The 16,474-nt window shown below is 37.1% G+C and carries 14 protein-coding genes; 5 read left to right on the forward strand and 9 right to left on the reverse strand.

The genetic code is table 11. The features are described from left to right. Window positions 1-3 precede the first annotated feature (3 nt). A complete protein-coding gene (locus CW736_RS09890) occupies window positions 4-984 on the reverse strand; it encodes a transporter (protein ID WP_232735341.1) in 981 nt (326 codons plus the stop codon). A gap of 83 nt (window positions 985-1,067) precedes the next feature. Here CW736_RS09890 and CW736_RS09895 point away from each other — a divergent pair, with 83 nt between their 5' ends. From CW736_RS09895 to CW736_RS09910, 4 genes are read left to right on the forward strand one after another with little or no spacing between them, the layout of a single operon-like run. Next, complete coding sequence (locus CW736_RS09895; protein WP_101013789.1) at window positions 1,068-1,346, forward strand: DUF4834 family protein; 279 nt, start codon at window positions 1,068-1,070, stop codon at window positions 1,344-1,346. A gap of 30 nt (window positions 1,347-1,376) precedes the next feature. Beyond that, entirely contained in the window at window positions 1,377-3,845 is a 2,469-nt protein-coding gene (locus CW736_RS09900; RefSeq protein ID WP_101013790.1) for a YfhO family protein, read from the forward strand. A 3-nt stretch (window positions 3,846-3,848) separates the two neighbouring features. Then, window positions 3,849-5,144, forward strand: coding sequence for a glycosyl transferase family 1 (locus CW736_RS09905; RefSeq protein ID WP_101013791.1), 1,296 nt, complete (start codon window positions 3,849-3,851; stop codon window positions 5,142-5,144). After that, window positions 5,135-6,592, forward strand: coding sequence for a polysaccharide biosynthesis C-terminal domain-containing protein (locus CW736_RS09910; RefSeq protein WP_101013792.1), 1,458 nt, complete (start codon window positions 5,135-5,137; stop codon window positions 6,590-6,592). Before CW736_RS09905 ends, CW736_RS09910 begins: the two co-directional genes overlap by 10 nt. Window positions 6,593-6,726: 134 nt before the next feature. On the opposite strand, the gene CW736_RS09915 is transcribed toward CW736_RS09910, so the two are convergent. The 8 genes from CW736_RS09915 to CW736_RS09950 all read right to left on the reverse strand — a co-directional run bounded on the left by CW736_RS09915 (window position 6,727) and on the right by CW736_RS09950 (window position 16,169). Next, the gene (locus CW736_RS09915) at window positions 6,727-7,977 is read right to left on the reverse strand and encodes a hypothetical protein (protein WP_101013793.1); all 1,251 of its coding nucleotides are present in this window, start codon (window positions 7,975-7,977) and stop codon (window positions 6,727-6,729) included. A gap of 765 nt (window positions 7,978-8,742) precedes the next feature. Beyond that, window positions 8,743-10,203, reverse strand: a complete 1,461-nt coding sequence (locus tag CW736_RS09920; RefSeq protein WP_101013794.1) for an FAD-dependent monooxygenase — start codon at window positions 10,201-10,203, stop codon at window positions 8,743-8,745. A gap of 330 nt (window positions 10,204-10,533) precedes the next feature. Continuing rightward, window positions 10,534-10,749 (reverse strand): putative signal transducing protein, encoded by a 216-nt coding sequence (locus tag CW736_RS09925; RefSeq protein WP_101013795.1) that lies wholly within the window; start codon window positions 10,747-10,749, stop codon window positions 10,534-10,536. A 93-nt stretch (window positions 10,750-10,842) separates the two neighbouring features. After that, window positions 10,843-12,339, reverse strand: a complete 1,497-nt coding sequence (locus CW736_RS09930; RefSeq protein ID WP_262493798.1) for an FAD-binding domain-containing protein — start codon at window positions 12,337-12,339, stop codon at window positions 10,843-10,845. A 297-nt stretch (window positions 12,340-12,636) separates the two neighbouring features. After that, window positions 12,637-13,959 carry a cryptochrome/photolyase family protein gene (locus tag CW736_RS09935; protein WP_101013796.1) on the reverse strand — a complete coding sequence of 441 codons (1,323 nt, stop codon included), beginning with the start codon at window positions 13,957-13,959 and terminating at the stop codon, window positions 12,637-12,639. A 5-nt stretch (window positions 13,960-13,964) separates the two neighbouring features. Beyond that, on the reverse strand, window positions 13,965-14,660 hold the full coding sequence (locus tag CW736_RS09940) for an SDR family NAD(P)-dependent oxidoreductase (protein ID WP_101013797.1): 696 nt from the start codon (window positions 14,658-14,660) through the stop codon (window positions 13,965-13,967). A 1-nt stretch (window position 14,661) separates the two neighbouring features. After that, window positions 14,662-15,174, reverse strand: coding sequence for an SRPBCC family protein (locus tag CW736_RS09945; RefSeq protein ID WP_101015107.1), 513 nt, complete (start codon window positions 15,172-15,174; stop codon window positions 14,662-14,664). Between the two features lie 245 nt (window positions 15,175-15,419). Continuing rightward, the gene (locus tag CW736_RS09950; protein WP_101013798.1) at window positions 15,420-16,169 is read right to left on the reverse strand and encodes a hypothetical protein; all 750 of its coding nucleotides are present in this window, start codon (window positions 16,167-16,169) and stop codon (window positions 15,420-15,422) included. Window positions 16,170-16,334: 165 nt separating this feature from the next. On the opposite strand from CW736_RS09950, the gene CW736_RS09955 reads away from it, so the two are divergent. Beyond that, on the forward strand, window positions 16,335-16,472 hold the full coding sequence (locus CW736_RS09955; protein ID WP_101013799.1) for a CsbD family protein: 138 nt from the start codon (window positions 16,335-16,337) through the stop codon (window positions 16,470-16,472). The last annotated feature ends 2 nt before the right edge of the window (window positions 16,473-16,474 follow it).

The following is a 16,474-nucleotide window of genomic DNA, read 5'->3' on the forward strand; positions in this document are numbered from 1 at the left end:
AAGTTATATGCCGCCTCCTTCTCCTTCAAGATTGAGTTTGTTTTTTTTCTTTTTCTTTTTCCCTTTTTTATCATCAGCTTGCGGGTCGCTTGTCTGCTCTATAGGAGTGTCTTTATGAAAATCCAATCGGTACGACATTCCTACATTTACTTGAAAGACTGTTGGTGTATCTTTAAAATTTAAAGTAACACTCGTATCCACTTGCCAGTCTTTGGTAACTAAATAAGTCACACCACCACGACCTAAATCATCACTATAAAAATCAGATTTTAGGCCTTGATACTCTGCAAATATCGCCCATTTATTACTCAAACTACGGGTCATGGTTAATAACCATTGATAGGATGGATAGTCAGTAGCTATCCGGTCTGCGACAAAGTTGGTCACAAATACCCAACGGCCCCAGTTGTTTTGAGTTATTAATTCCAATCGAGGAGATATAGTGGAATCGTCTGGGGGTGTTAGTAGATTATTCTCGCTAAAATCAAAATTAGCACCGGCATAAACTGAAACAGCAGGAATAAGGTCTCTCCAGTCCAACTTGTTATTTGCTTTCCAACTTAATAAGTTGACCTTCTTTTCACCAAAAAACTGATATGGGTCAAAGACCAGATACTTTGCACCAACTGTAAATCTTGAAAAATTAGAAAAAGAAGTATTGGTAGAGACGGTACCATTAAAATCGGTTTGATCGATACTGTTATAAGTACCAAAAACAGAAAACTCTAATTTTTCGGTAACAGCACCGTACCTCAGCTGGAAACTAGTACCTATATAATCTCGCTCATACCTTTGAAGAAGATGCTCCTCAGCACGATAAAAAAGGGAACCTTCTATTTGTGCCACTCCATTCCCCACTGCAAAAGCACCTTGAGATCTTCCAGGACTATTAGTATTGATAGTTTCTGTATATTGGGCATGTACTAATTGAATTGTAACAAACAGCAATAAAAACAGTCTTATACTTTGAGTGGAGTATTTCATATTTATTTATTCTTGCTCAAATTTAATATTTCTTATAGAGTATCGTGGCTTAGACTTATTATTTTTACACAAAAGATTATTATTTGGAATTTTTACAGACATTACTAATCATCCTACTTGTCCTCGTAGGCACAAGGCTATTGTGGAAATCCTTTGGGAAAATGTTTCTCAAATGGTTAGGAATGAAAGCTTTACAACGTGTTCAGAATAGTTTTGAAAAACGTGCTGGTTTTCAGGAAGAACAAAATCCTTTTCAAAACACAAACAGTAGGCAATCAACAAGTGCCAAATCTTCCACACCGTTGAAATCAAAGGAAAAGAAAAAGGTAGGTGAGTACATCGACTTTGAGGAAATTGATTAATTTCCCTCATTCATTTTATTTAAAGTTTTCATGAATTTTGATTTCAAGAAATTAGTACCGCATTTAGCCGTATTTATAGTTTTTATCATTGCAGCACTCGCTTATTTCCATCCCGTTTTAAGTGGTAAAAAATTGTATCAAGGTGATATTGTTCAATATAAAGGTAACGCTAGGCAGCTTATCGATCACAGAGCTGAGACCGGGGAAGAGCTGTATTGGACAGATGCCGTTTTTGGGGGGATGCCTACTTATCAATTAGGCGCACGATATGAATACGATTTTATAGACAGTCTTGATCGCGCATTGAGATTTTTACCTCGTCCAGCAGACTATCTATTTCTTTACTTTGCTTGTTTTTATGTACTTATGTTGGTCATGAGAGTAGACTGGAAAATAGGTTTACTCGGTGCACTAGCATTTGGTTTTTCTACCTATCTCATCATCATTATTGGAGCTGGGCATAATTCAAAAGCCCACGCTATTGCTTATTTCCCGTTGGTATTAAGCGGTCTCATACTCGTTTTTCAAAAACGATACTTACTCGGCTTTGTGTTAACGGCACTGGCCATGTCATTAGAATTGCAGGCAAATCATCCTCAGATGACTTATTATTTATTGCTAGCGGTAGTAATTTTAGGAATTGCCTATTTTATAGATGCCGTTAAAAAGAATTTGATTCCGCATTATTTTAAATCTATTGGAATCATGATTGCTGCCGTAGTTCTCGCTTTAGGAACTAATGCTGGTAACCTCCTAGCTACTAGTGAATACTCCAAGGAAAGTACGCGTGGGGAAAACAATTTGACGGTAAATGCTCAGGGCGAAAGCTTAGCAAAAACAAGCGGCTTAGACTACGATTATATTACGGATTACAGTTACGGACTGTCAGAAAGTATGAACCTTGTTTTACCGCGTTTTGCTGGTGGGGGAAGTGGAGAGGTTTATGATGAAAATAGCCAAAGCCGGGAACAGCTTTCTAGAATAGACCCTTCTACATTAAATGAAGAAGAGATGAGTTATCTCAATCAGCTGGTCTCCTTAAGTCAACGTAAATATTGGGGCGATCAATCCATTGTAGAAGCACCTGCTTATCTAGGAGTAAGTGTTGTATTTTTAGCTTTATTGTCTCTGTTCTTAATCAAAGGAAGATTAAAGTGGTGGACTCTTACGGCCATTGCCCTCTCACTACTACTTTCTTATGGTAAGAATTTAAGTTGGCTTACAGAGTTCTTTATAGACTATGTGCCATTTTATAACAAGTTTAGAGCGGTAACTTCTATTCAAGTAATAATTGAATTGTGCGTACCTGTACTCGCAGCAATAGGTTTGTGGCAGTTCTTTAATAAAAAAACAGCCCTAGAGAAAAAACGAAAAGCATTATTATATGCTGGAGCAGGTTTTGGCGGATTATTGCTTCTTATAGCCTTTTTAGGTTCTTATATCTTTAATCTTACAGGACCTTATGATGAATATTTATTAGACTTTCCTCAGTTAGGGTCAAGGTATGTAAAAGCACTACAAGCTGATCGTTTTGCAATGATTCAAACGGATGCGTTTAAAGCATTGTTATATGTAGGATTGATTTGTGGCTCTTTATATTTATTATTAAGTGATAAGATTAAAGAGACGGCGGTTTTAATTGTTTGCGGTGTCGTTATTCTTTTCGACTTGGTCAGCTTTGATTTAAATTATGTCAATTCAGAAGATTATGTCAGCGCTAGAGAATATGCTTTTGCATTTGATAAAACTCCAGCAGATGAAGTGGTGCTTCAAGACAAAGAGCATTTTAGAGTCTATGATCAATTGGCAGATCCAGTGAATAGTGGTAGAGCAGCTTATTTTCATAAAGCCATGGGTGGTTACCATGGAGCAAAACCACGTAGGTTCCAAGATTTAATGAATTTCTATTTTGTAGAAGAGCAAGGAATAACTCGAGAGCAATTAGAAATACTAGCGATGTTTAACACCAAATATATCTTGGGTCAAAATCAAAACGGAACCGTTGCTCAACAAAACCCAGTAGAATTAGGAAATGCTTGGTTTGTAAGTGATATTAAAACGGTGGCAGATCAAAACGAGGAAATTCTAACTTTAAAAGAGCTCGATGCAGACTCTCTTGCTATAATGACCAAAGATCAAAAAGAGTTGATAGGTTTAAAGAGTGTAGGTAAAGATGCTGCGGCTACCATAAATCTCAAGGATTACAAAACAGAAGAATTGACCTACACCAGCAACAACAGCAAAGAAGGGTTGGCTGTATTTTCAGAGATGTATTATCCATATGGATGGAAGGCTAGCATAGATGGTAGTGAAGTTCCTATTGCACGAGTTAATTATGCGTTGAGAGGATTAAAAGTCCCTGCAGGACAGCACGAAATCGTTTTTAAGTTTGTACCAGAAGTCGTAAAAACAGGTTCTACCATTATGTTGATTAGTAATATACTATTGCTATTGATCGTTTTAGGCGGTTTATTTACAGTTTATAAAAAGAACGTTTAGCCCTTGAAAAAGCCAGTATTGATTATCAGTTATTATTGGCCGCCAGCTGGTGGGCCAGGTGTACAGCGCTGGTTGAAGTTTGCAAAATACCTTCCTAGAAATGGTTATGATGTGACGGTAGTCGTACCTGAAAATCCAGATTATCCAGTGTTGGACAAAAGCCTAATGGAAGACATTCCAGAAGATATTAGACTACTTAAAGTACCTATTAAGGAACCTAGTAGGATGGCTGGTAAGCTTTCGCGAAAGCGTACTAAAAATCTACAACGCGGTATTTTAAATAAAAAAGCTAGTTTTCTAGAGCGCACTCTGGTATGGCTGCGCGGCAATTTTTTTATTCCAGATGCTCGAGTAGGATGGAAGCAACATGTTTTAAGAGCAGTAGAATCTTATCTTTCAGAAAATCGGGAATGTACAGTGATCACCACAGGACCACCACATTCTGTGCATTTAATAGGAATGGAACTGAAAAGCCTTCTCCCTTCCATCAAATGGCTGGCCGACTTTCGGGATCCATGGACGACTATAGGGTATCATAAAGACTTAAAGCTAGGGAAACGCGCTCAAAAAAGACACTTAGCATTAGAAAAAGAAGTGCTCCACACAGCAGATTTGCTAATAGTTACCAGTCCACACACTGGAAAAGAATTTAAATCAAAAACAACAACACCCATACAATTGATTACTAATGGCTACGACATAACGCCTAATGCACAAAGAAGACAGCCAGACGCTGCGTTTGTTCTCGCACATATAGGAACTTTATTATCTGATCGCAATCCTCAATTGTTGTGGGAATCTTTGCGAGAACTCTGTCAAGAATCAGAAGACTTTTCAAGCGATTTTAAATTACAACTCGCTGGTAACGTTAGTCAGGAAATCTTAGATAGTCTTGTTGAATACCAATTAGACCAGTATCTGGACAATAAAGGTTATGTATCACATGATGAATCTGTGGAGCTGATGTATCAAGCGCAAGCTTTATTGCTTATTGAAATAGATACCGAAGAAACTAGAGCTATCATACCAGGTAAAATCTTTGAATATTTTGCAAGCCGCCGTCCTATTATAGCTATAGGCCCTAAAGAAGCAGCTATAGAATTACTGATTACGGACACGCATTCTGGAGAGTTTTTTAATTACCAACAAAAGGAATCCTTAAAAAAGTATATCAGTCACCTTTATGACCTCTATAAAAAAGGTCAAAATGATAGTAATTTCAATGATCATATAGACCGATATCGACGTGCTCACCTTACTCAAATTCTTTCCAAAACCATAGAATTTGTATGGGAGTAGTCATCAAACAATCCGTTTGGAACCTAGTAATTACTGGGTTGGGTTTTGTGCTAGGAGCACTTAACGTACTTATTCTTGCTCAAATCTACCTCTCAGACGATTATTATGGTTTATGGAATTATGTACTCTCTACTTCTTTTCTCTTTTTTCCATTGATGTCCTTTGGTATTCATAACACCATTGTAAAATATTACTCGAGTTATACCACTAAAGAGGAGCGTGATGGCTTTTTAACTCAAATGTTGTTGTGGCCTTTATGCATTATCATTCCAGTAATAGGAATCATTTATCTGGCTCAGGATACAATCGCTTCTTATATTTCTGATAAAAATGAAATCACAGGAGCTTTTTTATGGTGTATTCCTCTGATAGCTATTTTTCAAGCCTATTTTGAGATCTTCTATGCTTGGGTAAAAGTTCATATGAAAACCATAGGCGGTAATTTTTTAAAGGAAGTTTTTTATAGAGCTGGTGCTATGCTTACTCTAATGATGCTTGCCATGGGATGGATTGATCAAACAGAGTTCATTTACAGCTTGGTTTTTATTTACGCACTGCGTGCGCTGTTAATGAACATTTTAGCATTTCAAACCTATCTCCCTGTGTTTAAATTTCAGAAGTTGATGAATACTTCAAAGATTATCAACTATAGTATTTATATGATTATAGCGGGTTCTATTTCTACAGCTTTAATCGATCTTGATAAATTTATGCTCAATCAGTACGTGACTATTGATCAAATAGGATACTATGGTATTGCCGTTTTTATCGCTACTGTGATCGCAGTCCCTGCTAGAGGAATGGCTCAAATAACACACCCACTTACAGCAGGTCATTTTAATAGAAATGAGATGGGAGACGTAGCGCAATTGTATAAAAGAAGCTCTCTTAATTTAAGTGTGGTCGCCGGTTTTTTATTGGTGATTATCTTTTGTAATCTCAACGAGTTCTATGCGATGATGCCCCAAGAAACACGTATTGCAATTCCAGTGGTATTTCTGATTTCTTTGACCAAATTTTCAGAAAACTTATTAGGCAGCAATAATGCTATTCTTTACAACAGTGATTTATATAAAGTCACTTTGTGGATGGGCTTTTTGTTAACTTTTGTTGCTATAGGTCTTAATTGGTGGCTTATTCCCGAATTTGGTATCATCGGTGCTGCAATAGCTACGTGTATGGCTTATTTGTGTTACGCTTTCGCGAAAGCGTATTACGTGTACATTAAATTAAAAATACACCCATGGACTTCTAAAACATGGAATACTTTATTCCTTATAGTCGCTATCATAGGAGCGTTTTACTTTTGGGATTTCACATGGCATCCATTAGTGAATATCGCTATAAAGTCTGTTTTAATCTCGCTGATTTATCTTGGGTCTATCTATAAAATGAAGTTGTCTTCTGAAATTAATCAGATCATAAATAGATACTTTTTGCGCAGCTAGAATCAAATAGGAGCTTATAAGGCTTTTGTTTTGAGCCTCTTTGGGTAGATAACTCGGCTACTAATTAGTCCATTTAACAAACCATAAAAAAAGCCGATTCTTAATGAATCGGCTTTTTAGTAAACTTATAAATCTTATCCTCTTTTATTACTCCTTTTGGAGCCAGTAGAGCGATTTGCGTTGCTATTGGAACTTGTTCTAGAACTTCTAGCTTGAGTATTTCTTGAAGACGAGCTTCGCGAATTTACAGCTGTATCATTACTAGGTGATGGTCTTCTAGTGGCAGCACTTCTACTAGGAGTAGTGTTGCGATTCACTGGGTTACCAACGGTAGCATTTGTGTTTCGATTAGATCTATTAGACCTAGTTGTAACAGCAGGAATTGTTCTCGTATTCCCTACACTTAACGTTGAAGATCTTGATGTGCCTCTTGTATTTATAGGAGTAGCAGTTGTTGTTCTACTACTTCTTGTGTTTACTGCGCTGGCACTTCTTCCATTTCTTGAAGTAGATCTTGTGTTAACAGCAGTTGTGTTACGTCCAGTGTTTCTATCATTAGCCGCGGTAGTTCTACCATGATTATTTCTAGTTACTTGACTTCTTCCAGTAGCAATTGCTTGTCTGTTTCTAGAAACTCTATTGTTTACAGCAACAGCTCTACCACTTGCATCACGTCGTCCTCTTTCAAAACTTCTGTAGTTCACTCGATCATAAGGTCTGTAGAAGTCACGTCTGACATTTGCTCCGGCATAATACCCAGCATAATACCCATTGTAATAGGAAGGCGTATTCCAGTAGTTTCTGTGATAAGACCATGCATAACGTATCGGGAAATACGATAATCGGTATGGCGTATTGTAAACAATACATCTACTTACCAGTGGAAGACCATAGAAATTGTGCCATGGTTGGAAAACATAGTTTCTATTATACGCATTAATGTATCCGTTATAATAATCGATGACACCAGGTCTGCTATAGTAAACATTCAAGTTACCTATACGGTTGATATAACCACCGCGATAGTTTATAAAAACTTCACCTATCTGATTGACACGACCATAAGAGTCGTAGAATACAGGTATTTCTTCTATTTGTATAACAGCGCCGTAAGAATCGTACTGTACGAAGCGATTGTAATCATAACCAGTGTTGAAAGACATTTGCAGGTTTCCAGTGTTTACATAAACATTGGTACCATTTCTATCTTGTAAATAGTTAAAATCAAATTGACCGTCTGGAAATACAGCAAACTCGATTCCATTTTGATTAAAAATAAAGTTCTTTGTATAATTACGGTAGCGTCGGTCATCTTCTGTGTTTTCTGCATTTGAAAGACCCATCCCAAAAAGAAAAACAAGTGTTAGTGTAAATAGCTTTTTCATAATTATAGGTATTAATGTCAGCACTTCTTTATACCAACACTAATAACTAATCAACCAGCGTGCCAAACCATAAAAAGCTCATGCCGCATACGATGGTATCTGTGTTTTAAAAACCCTATGATTCTTTAAATCAGTGGTCTATATTTATTTTATTTAAATAGTAATTTCTAAAATACTTGTATCTCAGGAATTTTAAGTACTGTAGGACTAGCGTTTTTTGCATCCAAACGAAAGCTTGCATATAGCTGTCTTACAAAACATCTCCTTGTATGAAACTACCAATTGCAGTAGCATTGGGATAGGTTTCTTTAAGGTCAGCAAAGACATTTGTCGGTTATATCATGTTTTCTGGAACTGCTTCTGGTTCCATGATGGTAATCATAAACATATGGGTAATACCTGGATAACATCTCATAAGGTCCTTTCAATATTTGTTAAGATAAATGACATCAAAGCTTGCTTCTGCTATCCTATAAACATCTCTGCGCAAAGGTTGACCTTCTTTTTAAGGTTTTTAAATCAGGTAATTCTTTACCTATGTCAAGTGATCCTGTACTGTTATAATTCAAAAGCTATGTCGAATCAAATGCTTGTAGTGTGTGATCACTTTTTGAATAAACGACCTCTGGTATTTCTGTTTTCTGAATTTCTAATTCAGGGGTTTCTATGTTTTCTTTAGAACTTATACTGGTAAGTACGAATACAAAAAGGATGGATATCAATTTAATAAACATATCTACAATTACTTATGGTTTTATAATTCCGCTATTTTTCATTGAGAATACGTCCTCTGGGTTGATCACCTTTATAAAGCACCACTTCAGAATGTAAGAATTTAGCAGCAGCAGCAGAATCTTTTACTTTAGAAGCAGTTCGTTCTAACATTTCTAATTCAAAGGGGGTTAATACACTTTCTCTCACACCCTTTTTTCTCCAATTATTTTGGGGTCTACATCCTAATGCTATCCCGCGAGCCAGTGCCAGTGCATCTAGCAAAGCTTGATTGGCACCTTGACCTTTAAATGGGCTCATGGGGTGAGCAGCATCACCAATGAGTGTTACATGTTTTGCTTTTTCTAATACTAAAGGGTCGAGTAATGCTCGGTCATAAACGGGGTAACCAGAAACTTGAGCTGAAGAGGTGGCTTCCATAATCTGCGGAATAGGATGGTGCCATTGGGTTCTGCGGCAAGCTTCTTCTTTTAGAGCTGCAGCGCCTTTTTCACTTAGGGCTTTAGCATCCTTCTCTGCCATTGGGAAACTGAGTTGCCACATAATGGAATTAGCATCATATGGCATCATATAAATGCGTTCGTGACCGTTAGCGGTTTGAAATACGGTAGCGGAGTCTAATAATTCATGATCCAAATTATGGAGGTACTGCAAAGGACAAATTCCCAAAATAACAATACAATCTAAGTATCGCAGCGGATAAATATTTTCATCAATTAACAATTTACGCACCGAACTACGAATTCCGTCGGCACCGACTACAAGGTCTGCTTTCGTATTTTTATTTACTCCATCTACTTCAAAGCTCAGTTCCACAGGTTGATGCTCACTTTCTTTGAAATCGATCAATTGATGTCCCCATTGCACCATTTTTTGTCCGCCGAGTTGATCGAGTAGTGCTAAGCGCAAGGATTGCCTTGCGATATGAATATTAGTGCGTTTAGAATAGCTATTATCTTCTGATTCCAGCCATTTTCTAACTCCCCATTCACCGATGACCGTTCCATCTGTAGTATGAACCATATGTTTTGTAGATACTATTCCTTCTGTTAAAGAAAATATACCAAAGCCTTCCATAGCTTTACTCGCTTGTTGCAATGTCAAACCGTAACCTTGAGAACGAGCATCAAAGCTATTGTCGCGCTCGTAAAGTGTAAAAGGGATTCCACGGTGCAAACAAGCTACAGCTAATGCCACACCGCCGATTCCGGCACCTATTATAGCCACGTGCGGGTAGTTCTCTACATCAGGAACAGTTGGCGAAGTAGCAGTAACTAATCCGGAACCATTGCAGTCGGAGCAAGTAATTAAATGTCCTCTTGGTTTTATGGGAGCAGTTCCTTGACCATTTGATTTCTCAAATTGCTCTAAGGCTTGCTGATAACTCAATCTCACCTTCTTGCGCAGCCGCTGGCTTTTTTTACCTTGTCCTTTGCAGGTTGGGCAAATGCTATAGTTGGGATTAGGGATTTTATTATTTTTTAAGGAGTCCAATAATTATTTGTTATAATTTTATTTTTCATGCTCCTTTATCAACTTTTGATTTCTTAAAACAGGTAAGTAGTTGATTCCTATGGATCAGATATTTTCATCTGAAATACCATCACAAGAAGGTATTACATGATTTTTAAGTCGTACGATAGTCTGAAAATTGGTTAGAAAAAATTATGATCCTTTTTAGGATTCAATTTAGAGCTTATTCGACTATTTATTGAACCCGTTCTACAGCTCTGTTGAGTATGTTGTTTTTTCTGTATTCAAAAATCAAAGTTAGATAAAAAGAGAATAGTAGATTAAGGGAAAATTCTTTGAAGTAGACTCCCTTTATATTTCAAAAGCTCGAAGCACCTTTTCGGCATTTTTTAAATCTGAATTCAAAACAAACAATTCAACACTTTCTCCAGAAGTGCCGAAACCTGCAAGTCTTCCTGACTCTATAGGATTCTTAATAAGAAAAGATATATTCTGTTCCTCTAATAAAGATGCTATTCTATTCACTTGAATAGAAGTTCCGGTAAATATTCTTACGTGTTCATTCATATTCTTGTATTAATTGTTTTTATATTTTTGATTCAGAAATATGAATATACAAAAAAGTCTCAAAATTATTGCTTTTGTAATTCAATCCCAGCTCTAACTCCTTATTTCACCACCACCAGGCCAGATTTCTCTTCCTGGATTCGTGTGCTTATTGACAATCCTACGAGACTCAGATTTGGACTTAGCGTCTTTTTTTATTCCATATAAAATATCTTGTGCATGTTTTCGCGCAAGCTTAGCATCTACAATAGGTAGCGGATAATCCTTACCCAACTCAAAGTTTTGAAATACAGCTTCCATAGCTGGGATTTCCCAAGGTTCGTGAATATATGGAACAGGTAAATGCGCCAATTCGGGCAACCACTTTTTAAGAAATACAGCCTCTGGATCGTGATCGAGACTGTTTCTGACAGGGGAGTAAATACGTACCGTATTGATGCCGGTAACACCTGCTTGCATCTGTAATTGTGGGTAATGAATTCCAGGTTCAAAGTCTAAAAATTGTTGCGCCATATGTTCGCTAGCGTCCTGCCAAGGTTGCCATAGATGATGTGTAAAGAAACTCACTAACATAGCTCTGATTCTAAAATTCACAAAACCAGTAGCTACGAGGCATCTCATTCCAGCATCCACCATAGGATAACCAGTTTTTCCTTCTTTCCAAGCTTGTTGAACCTCAAGATTGCTAGGTTTGTTTAAAGATCTAAAAGCTGCATGTACATTGCGGTATTCCATCTGGTATTCCATCTCAAATTTCTCAATGAAATGTGCTTGCCATCTCAATCGCGATAAAAAGCTATTCAGATTGCGCTTGTTTTTAATCTGGCTTTTAAAACTAGCGGCCTTTTGTGCCACCATTCTAATACTTAGATTTCCCCAAGCGAGATAGGGTGACAGCCTGCTGCTGTAATTCCGACTGGTCAGTGGTTTGGAATAATGAGTATTGTATCCGTTAATACGTTCCTCCAGAAATCCTTCAAAGTATTTAAGAGCTGTTGTGGTGCCTCCTTTTTGAAAAGGGGTGGCCTTAGTGGTATTTAAATCAACTGATTTGAAGCTGGATTCTAGTTGTTTAATTCTCGAAATACCAAACAAAGTACTGTTGTCAAAATTGGGGTGGTCAAAGTCTTTATTGATAAAGGCAATCCAATGTTCTTTCCAGTTGGTTCTATTTTTTAATCCGCGTACGACTCCATTTGCAACAGACTCGCTCCAGTGGATCTTTTGAGTTTTAAAGTATTCTTTAAGCTTTATGTCTCTTTTGAAAGTAAGCAGCAAACCTGTTTCTTGGTAAGAAAACACATTCTTAATATCTAAACTCGAAGCTAAGGTTGTGAAAGCATGTGATGCATCGCTTTCTATGATCAATAATTGCGTTCCTATCGCAGCCAGTTTCTCGTTCATATTAACGAGCGATTGTTTGATAAAATCAAAATGACGTTCACTGTAATGAGCGTCATTTAAAAGCATAGGTTCAAAAATGTAAAGTAATAAGGTAGGAACTTCTGAATTTAAAGCAAGCATCAATGGCTCATGATCTAATAACCTTAGATCTCGCTTAAACCATACGATGTTTACTTCTTGTTTCAAGTTATGGATTCTATTAAATACAATTTGCACTGGTAAAAAGCTTACTACACAGTATATGCTGAATTAGTTCAGTACCACACCAAGTGTTTTTTCTCAATGGTAACTTTTATTTTGAAAACAACCTTTACTTATGTTCCAAAACCTTTTCTAGGCACAAAGACTAGCCTGAACGGTTTTGAAAATTGTCAGTTAAAGTGCGAGTCTAAAACGGTGATTGGATGATAAATTTAAAATCGGTTTTCGAGTACTTCTTTCCTCGCATCTACCGCATTACTAATTCCTCATGTTATCTCTTTTCTAAGAAAGGGCTTCTTTATACGTCTTTAAGCATCTTTCTCGAGCCTCTTTATGATCTACCATCATATCTGGGTATCTCGGGGTTTCAAATTCTGGAACGAATTCTTTAATGTATTTACGTTCCTTGTCAAATTTGTCTTTTTGAGTAATAGGATTAAAAATTCTAAAATAGGGGGCTGCATCAACACCGCTACCAGCGGCCCATTGCCAGTTTCCTACATTACTAGACATTTCATAATCGTTGAGTTTTTCGGCAAAATAGGCCTCTCCCCAACGCCAGTCGATTAATAAATGCTTGATAAGAAAACTTGCTACCAACATGCGTACGCGGTTGTGCATGTGACCCGTGGTATTGAGCTCTCGCATTCCAGCATCTACTAGTGCATAACCGGTGGTGCCGGTTTTCCATTTTTCAAATTCGTCTTCATTATTACGCCACTCGATGCGATCGTACTTCGATCTAAAAGCCGCGTCTTTGGTATGCGGAAAATGATATAAAATTTGCGTAAAGAATTCTCTCCAAATAAGTTCACTTAAAAAGGTTTTGTTATTGGCCTGATCGGCTTTGCGTATCATTTTACGCACGCTTACAACACCAAATCTCAAATAAATCCCCAATCGGGATGTTCCTTTTTCTATAGCCGGAAAGTTTCTTGTCTTTTCGTAATCTTCAATCAAAGTAGGGGTGACTGTATATGCTGGAATTTCAATTTTTGATTTTGAAAATCCCATGTCACTTAAAGAAAGGTTGGGCAACCGGCTGTTTTTAATACAATTATCCAGATGGTCGTTAGTATAGTAAAATTTTTGATCTGCTCCAGAACCAAAGTCTTTTCTAAAATGCTCCAGCCATTTATTCTTATAAGGTGTATACACTACATAAGGGTCTCCATCATTTTTCACGACATCATCTTTTTCATAAACTACTTGATCTTTGAAAGTCTTAAAGTCTATTTGATGTTCTGCGAGAAGCTGATCTATATGCAGATCTCTTTCTTTTGCATAAGGTTCATAGTCATGATTGGTATAAACCGTATCTATGTCATAAGACTCCATGATCTCCTTCCAAACCTCCATGGGTTTTCCATAATACAGGGCTATAGAACTCTCGTGTTGGTCTCGAAGTTCTGAACGCATGCGTTGCAGTTCTTCATGAATAAAGGTGACACGTGCATCATCTTCTGGAAGTTTATCGAGAATATCGCGATCAAAAATAAAAATAGGTAGGACTCTGAGATCGCTTTTGAGCGCTTCATAAAATCCTACATTATCATTTAATCTCAAATCCCTTCGGAACCAAAAAACGTTTACCTTTTCACTCATACTTCTTATCCTATACTCAGAGAACCTTTTCCTCCATTGACACCTATTACCTGACCCGTGATCCAACCTTCATTTTGATTGAGTAAAAATACGGCTAGACTAGCGATATCTTCTGGAGTACCTACACGTTTCAACGGGTGCATTTCTCCCATTTTCTCTTTTTTAGCATCGTTGTTTAGCAACCTACCAGCAAGTGGTGTGTCTACTAGAGATGGTGCGATCACATTTACTCTTACTGTTGGTGCATACTCAGCTGCAAGCGCTCTTGCATAACCTTCTATGGCGCCTTTTGCAGCGGCAATACTGGTATGGAAAGGCAATCCTGTTGCTACTGCTACGGTGGAAAAGTAAACAATACTACTAGTTCCATCTTTAGTAAGCAATGGCAAAACAGATCTGGTCGCCTTGATTAATGAGAAGAAATTAATTTCCATATCTTCTTCAAAATGAGATTGTTTCAGCATTTTGAAAGGTTTTAAATTGATACTTCCAGGACAGTAAACAAAACCGTCTAGTGACTCTGGTAAAAGAGAAGTATCTAATTCCTCAGTTAATGCGTCAAATGGGATATGCGTTACGCCGTCTGGCAGATTTTCATTCTCTCGGGAAGCTACAAACACATTATTCCCTTCATACATTTTTTGTACAATTGCGTTTCCTATTCCGTGGCTTCCGCCTATAAGTAGTATGTTTTTAGACATTTTAAAAAAGTATTTTTTGTTTTTTTTCTGATTTTTGAACTTTAATGTGGTTTTCTTCAAAAGCACCGAAGTGTTTAATGAGGGCGCTTTCGCGAAAGCGGAATATTTCTTCCAACTTTTTTCTTACAAATGGAGCACCTAATTTACCTATCGCACCAAAAGGCAATCTGTAATGAATTAAATCTTCCATTAATGTGCCTCCATCCACCTCACTGATAAAGTGTTTATGATGCCAAGTGGCGTAAGGGCCATACATTTGCTCATCTACAAAGAATTTCTTCTCTTCCACTTGCGTAATGTGAGTAACCCAGTTGGTTTTATAAAAAGGAAGCGGTGTGACTGAATATTCTATAAGCTGTCCCGGATACATACCTCTTTCCGTACCATATTGAACCTGCATGTTCAATTCTGGTGGCGTGAGAAGTTTGAGATTGTTAGCATCTGTTAGGAACTCCCAGGCTTCTTCTAAGGAGATAGGAAGCTTTTGTTGTGATGAAAATGAAAATAATTTCAAGCTTTTTTTGTTTAAGTTATAAAGGTAACACTTAAACAAAAAATAAAGAATAAAGACATGTTAAATTCGAAGGTGAAAATAAAACCAAATGCAAATTCTTGTATGATTAAGGAATCATTATTTCACAGTCGGTATCCATAGAGGCAGCTTTTTTATTGAAATTTTAAACAGTAAAATGCTTTTAACCATAGCTCAACCAATTTTTTTGCATTTTTAAGGAACTTTGAAGATCTGCTTGATTTCAATTAGTCATCAATACGCATCTCAGCATTGCTGTATTCTTTACCTATGGCAATTTTAACCCCTATGCTGAAGATCAGGTTAGAAGCATTAATTTTTTTGAAAACATTAGGTCGTATAGGTGCTGTGGAAGTGTCGTCTCTAAAGGAATAGGCGATAGGTTTCCCCAAAGTAGTACTGTATTGAGGGGAGAAAAACACTTGAACTGATCTACGGAAGTAGTAGTTAAAACGCAACCCACCTTCTAGATAAGCACTTGATGCCGATTCATTTGCTGTGTCATTTGAAAATACTTGTGTGTTACCAATTCCTATTTCAGAAACACTATTCTCAGGATTATTTAAAAAAGCAACTCCAGTTTTTGCAAAGGCATCAAATTGGAACCTTCCATTTGTAAACGAGTAGGTAGGACCTATAGCTATAGAGGTAGTGTTCCAGTTGTTAGAGGTTACACTGGTACGATCGTCATTTTGAAAGTCAAGAAAACCAAATTGGTTGTTTTGATGCCTTAAGGAAATACCTAGCCCCAAATGTTTATTTGTGTAATAGGAAAACTCTGCACCTATTTGAAGTCCAGATCTAGCGATATCGCCATAACTTGCTGTAGGTTGGGTTATGCCAAGGTCCAGGATCAAGTTGTTTCTAGGGATCTCTCTTAAATGCACTGCATCTTGAGTACCTTTAAGTTGTAAGGAATCGGTTTGTGCCAATACAGAAGCGGCAACAAGCAGTAGCAATAAGGTACATTTTCTCATGGGTTAAATATAAGATTTACTCTTTCATTAATAATATTATATGGAAGGATTAAGGTTTTTTTTGGCACGCTTTCGCGAAAGCGGTATTGTAAATACTTCATTGTAAAAAACAAAAAGGTAGAGCAACAAGGAAATTATTCCTGAATCAGAACCCTAGAAAGGTAGGTGAAAGATGAATTAGGTCAATTAACGAATGGTGCATCTTACAAAGTCGAAGGAAAAACAGGTGAAGTTAAAGATAAAATTAAAGAGGAATTAGTTGAGGCTACTAGAAAAATAAAAAATATCTTTGACATTAAATAAAA

Source organism: Nonlabens sp. MB-3u-79 (assembly GCF_002831625.1).
Taxonomy (GTDB): domain Bacteria; phylum Bacteroidota; class Bacteroidia; order Flavobacteriales; family Flavobacteriaceae; genus Nonlabens.

What these genes read in the sequence shown, in the direction of transcription:
- CW736_RS09890 (WP_232735341.1), bottom strand. Translation starts at nt 984, where the DNA reads ATGAAATACTCCACTCAAAGTATAAGACTGTTTTTATTGCTGTTTGTT.
- CW736_RS09900 (WP_101013790.1), top strand. Translation starts at nt 1,377, where the DNA reads ATGAATTTTGATTTCAAGAAATTAGTACCGCATTTAGCCGTATTTATA.
- CW736_RS09910 (WP_101013792.1), top strand. Translation starts at nt 5,135, where the DNA reads ATGGGAGTAGTCATCAAACAATCCGTTTGGAACCTAGTAATTACTGGG.
- CW736_RS09915 (WP_101013793.1), bottom strand. Translation starts at nt 7,977, where the DNA reads ATGAAAAAGCTATTTACACTAACACTTGTTTTTCTTTTTGGGATGGGT.
- CW736_RS09925 (WP_101013795.1), bottom strand. Translation starts at nt 10,749, where the DNA reads ATGAATGAACACGTAAGAATATTTACCGGAACTTCTATTCAAGTGAAT.
- CW736_RS09935 (WP_101013796.1), bottom strand. Translation starts at nt 13,959, where the DNA reads ATGAGTGAAAAGGTAAACGTTTTTTGGTTCCGAAGGGATTTGAGATTA.
- CW736_RS09940 (WP_101013797.1), bottom strand. Translation starts at nt 14,660, where the DNA reads ATGTCTAAAAACATACTACTTATAGGCGGAAGCCACGGAATAGGAAAC.
- CW736_RS09950 (WP_101013798.1), bottom strand. Translation starts at nt 16,169, where the DNA reads ATGAGAAAATGTACCTTATTGCTACTGCTTGTTGCCGCTTCTGTATTG.